Source organism: Acidovorax sp. HMWF018, assembly GCF_003061035.1.
Classification (GTDB): Bacteria; Pseudomonadota; Gammaproteobacteria; order Burkholderiales; family Burkholderiaceae_C; genus Acidovorax; species Acidovorax delafieldii.
On sequence record NZ_QAIM01000229.1, the window covers coordinates 1 to 2476 of the forward strand.

The window sequence follows — 2476 nt, forward strand, 5'->3', positions numbered from 1 at the left end:
CTCCGAGAGGCCCTGGGTTCCGTACGGAATGCAGCGTTGGAACGCGCTCGCCAGGATGCGGTGGCCGCGCAGCCCCACGTCGCGGCGCTCGGTGCCTGCCTCGGCAGCGCGGAGCACCTGGCCGCTACCTGGGACGGAATGCTGTGCCCGGTGCCCGATGGCGGGAAGCCCATGGCGCGCTGGGTCGAGCGCGGCGGCAGGACAGGCGGCACGGCCGAGTACCACGTGTGTGCGGCACCGATCAGCGGCGGGGAGCGCCTGCGCGCGCTGCTCTGGGAGCGCGCCGGCGCGGCGGTGCTGACCTCGGCGACGCTGCAGGCCTGCGGATCGTTCGACCTCTTCTTGGAGGAGTCCGGCCTGGATGTCTACGGCAGCGTGCGTGCGCTCAACCTGCCATCGCCCTTCGATCACCAGGCCCAGGCCGAACTGCACCTGCCCCGCATGCGCTCGCACCCGCGCGATGCCGAGGCCCACACGCAGGAGGTCGCGGCGCGGCTGCCTCCGCTGCTGGCGGCCCAGGCGGGCGCTTTGGTGCTGTTCGCGTCGGCCCGCCAGATGCACCAGGTCGAGCAGGCCCTGCCGTCCGCGCTGCGCGGGGAGGTGCTGATGCAGGGGACGGTGTCCAAGCGCGAGCTGCTGGAACGGCACAGGGTGCGCATCGACCAGGGCCAGCGCTCCGTCCTGTTCGGATTGGCCAGCTTGTCCGAGGGCGTGGACCTGCCCGGTGCCTACTGCACGCATCTGATCATGGCCAAGCTGCCGTTCGCCGTGCCCGACGACCCGGTGGAGCAGGCCCGGCGCGAATGGATCGAGGCCCAAGGCAGGTCGGCCTTCATGGAGCGCAGCGTTCCGGAGGTTGGTATCCGGCTGGCGCAGGCCGTGGGCCGGCTGCTGCGCACGTGCGAGGACCGCGGCCGCATCACGGTGCTGGATACGCGGCTCGGAAGCACCCCGTGGGGGCGGCGTCTGATCGCGGGGTTGCCGCCGTTTCGTGTTGTGCGAGGTGCGGAGCCGGGGCAGGAACGGCGCGTGGCGTGAAACGCGCGCAGGCGTGAGCTGGAAAACGAAAGCCCTGCCGCATGGCGGCAGGGCTTTTCTCCAGGAGATGCCGGACGTTCACGAGGTCGGCAGTCCGCACACCTCGATCCAGCACCGCGCAGGCAGTCCGCTGGCGTAGCGATCGATCAGCGCGAAGTACGCGCCATGGTGCTCGGGCCGTGGCTCGACGAGAGCCTGCTGCTGCCCGTCGCGGGTTTCCAGCCGCGGTTCCAGGCCGAGCTGGCGCAGCGCCTCGATGGCGGGGTGGTCCGCCGCAGCGCGCAGCCGCGCATGCCAGGATCCCTGCGGGGGCGTGGCGGCGGCCGCGTCCAGCAGATAGCGGATCTGGCGGATGTAGGTCTCCGGCATCCAGCGGCGTCCATGGGGCCTCAAGCTGCCGTTCTCGCAGGCACCGGCAGCCTGAACGGCCTGCCGCAGGATCTGCGAGCGGTCACCTACCATGCAGGCGTTCCAACTGCATGCACGTCTGCCGTGGGTTCCGCAGCGCACGGTGTTGTCGCCGCCTTCGATGGCGATGATGTAGCGGTCCTGGGCCAGCCCGAGCGGAGCGCCTGGCACGTGGAACGCGGCCCACTGGTATTCGACGCGGTGGCTCATGGCGTGGCCTCCTCGAACAGGTTGGCCTGCCAGTCGAAGACAGGCAGGCGGTACGGGGGCTGGGCCACGCGCCCGAGCGTCACGCGCATCCCGGCCTGCGTGTCCCCGGTCTGGGCCAGCAGCGATTCAACGTAGAACGTATGGCGCGCGGCCTCGGGCTCGCGCAGGTCGAGCGAGAGCCCGAAGCGTGTCTCGCCGGTTTCAGCCGTGATGTGGATCAGCCGCGTTCCATAGAAGGCCTCCAGATGCTCGAAGGTCTCGAATGGAGCATTCGGCCAGGGGCAGCGCATGCCGCGCACCCTGTCGAGGGTTGCGCACAGCGTGACGCGAAGGCACAGGCCATGCCGCTCGGCCAGCTGCGCTGGCGTCAGGGGGCTCTTGAGGGCCTCGCGCCACAGCCGGAGGTAGTCTTCGGGGCTGACCTCCCCGTACCAGAGCTTCAGATTGCCATCGACCGTGCGCGTGGCCCGGTCCTGGCAGAGGAAGCCGATCAGTCTCCGGCTGGTGAAGCAGGGCAGCGCATCGTGCGGATCCCGCAGGATCCGGGGCCGTCCCACCCCGTCGTCGTTCGTATCTTCCCAGGTGATCGGCACGAAAAGCGCCTCGCCGGAGGAGGTCGCATCCGGTGGCAGGGCGACTGCCACGCGGGTGCGCTCAATCTCAGGCGGCCGGTGGGCCGCCTGGAGCGTTTCTGCTTGCATGTGAATTCTCCTGTCAAAGGGAGGGCGGGGGTTGGGCCTGAAGACCCAGGCGACTCGCCCACTGCTTGGCCACCGCAAGGGTGGCGGGAAATGAAGAAGCCGCCGACGTGCAGCCATGG

3 protein-coding genes are annotated in these 2476 nt (G+C 70.1%); 1 reads left to right on the forward strand and 2 read right to left on the reverse strand.

From position 1 onward, the window contains the following. The first annotated feature begins 171 nt into the window (after positions 1 to 171). Positions 172 to 1038, forward strand: coding sequence for a helicase C-terminal domain-containing protein (locus tag DBR23_RS08100; RefSeq protein ID WP_233250335.1), 867 nt, complete (start codon positions 172 to 174; stop codon positions 1036 to 1038). 78 nt (positions 1039 to 1116) lie between these two features. On the opposite strand, the gene DBR23_RS08105 is transcribed toward DBR23_RS08100, so the two are convergent. Then, entirely contained in the window at positions 1117 to 1656 is a 540-nt protein-coding gene (locus DBR23_RS08105; RefSeq protein ID WP_108497889.1) for a hypothetical protein, read from the reverse strand. Further along, complete coding sequence (locus DBR23_RS08110) at positions 1653 to 2357, reverse strand: hypothetical protein (RefSeq protein ID WP_108497890.1); 705 nt, start codon at positions 2355 to 2357, stop codon at positions 1653 to 1655. Before DBR23_RS08110 ends, DBR23_RS08105 begins: the two co-directional genes overlap by 4 nt. Positions 2358 to 2476: the final 119 nt, after the last annotated feature.